Here is a 1,080-nt window from a genome sequence, read left to right as displayed (position 1 = left end):
TCTGGTTCGGGGAGTGGGTTGAAGGGGTTGCGGCAGCGGGTGGAGTTGGTGGGCGGCACGTTCGAGTCCGGACCCCGCCCCGACGGCGGCTTCCACGTCAAGTCGGTGTTGCCCAGCTATGTGCCGACGACGGTGACGTGGATCCGCTCGGACAGCGGCTCGGACAACGGCACGCAGTCGGCGTCGGCGGGCACGGCCTTCAACGAGTAGGCGGCTGGACAGCACGAAGGGCCGGAGCTTTCGAGCTCCGGCCCTTCGTGCTGTGTGTGAGCGTCAGCGGCTGACGAGCCCCGCGTCGTAGGCGAGGAGTCCCGCCTGGGTCCTGTTGGTGCACTCCAGCTTCACCAGCATCCGGGAGACATAGCCCTTGACCGTCGCCTCGCTGAGGAACAGCTTCGTGGCGATCTGGGCGTTCGACAGGCCTTCGCCGAGGCAGGTGAGGACGTCGGTCTCGCGCTCGGTGAGCTTGCCGACCAGGGCCTTGGCGCGCTCACGCGCGGCGTCCTCGTCGGAGGACGCGGCCACGATACGGCGCATGGCGACGGGCGAGAGGACGGTGTGGCCGTCGGCGGCGACGCGGACGAGGCCGATCAGGTCCTCGGGCGGCGTGGATTTCACCAGAAATCCACTCGCGCCGCTGCGCAGTGCCCGCATCACATACTGGTCGGCGTCAAATGTGGTGAGCGCCACGACTTTCGGCGGCTGGTCGAGTTTCATGATGCATTCGATGGCCGTGAGGCCGTCCACACCCGGCATCCGCAAATCCATGAGAACGAGATCGGGGCGATGCCGCATCACGGCCTCGACCGCGGCGGCTCCGTCATGGGCGGCGTCGACGACCTCAATATCCTCGGCCGAACCGAGAATCGTTCTCAAATGCGCGCAGACCATGGGCTCGTCATCAACAACCAGCACCTTTACGACTTCATGCCCCATGGTCACAGTCTATCCATGGTGCGCCTCCATCGGCAGTACGGCTTCGACGTGGAAGCCGCCGTCGGGGCGGGGTCCGGACTCGAACGTGCCGCCCACCAACTCCACCCGCTGCCGCAACCCCTTCAACCCACTCCCCGAACCAGA

1 protein-coding gene and 1 pseudogene are annotated in these 1,080 nt (G+C 66.6%); one reads left to right on the top strand and one right to left on the bottom strand.

The genetic code is table 11. The annotated features are described in order from the left end of the window. Positions 1 to 210 (top strand): annotated as a pseudogene (locus OO63_RS46475) (hypothetical protein); the annotation flags it as partial. 63 nt (positions 211 to 273) lie between these two features. On the opposite strand, the gene OO63_RS41065 reads toward OO63_RS46475, so the two are convergent. Continuing rightward, positions 274 to 936, bottom strand: coding sequence for a response regulator transcription factor (locus tag OO63_RS41065; RefSeq protein ID WP_030363850.1), 663 nt, complete (start codon positions 934 to 936; stop codon positions 274 to 276). Positions 937 to 1,080: the final 144 nt, after the last annotated feature.

The organism is Streptomyces alboflavus (assembly GCF_000716675.1).
GTDB classification, from domain to species: domain Bacteria; phylum Actinomycetota; class Actinomycetes; order Streptomycetales; family Streptomycetaceae; genus Streptomyces; species Streptomyces alboflavus.
This window is presented reverse-complemented; position numbering and strand designations above follow the sequence as displayed.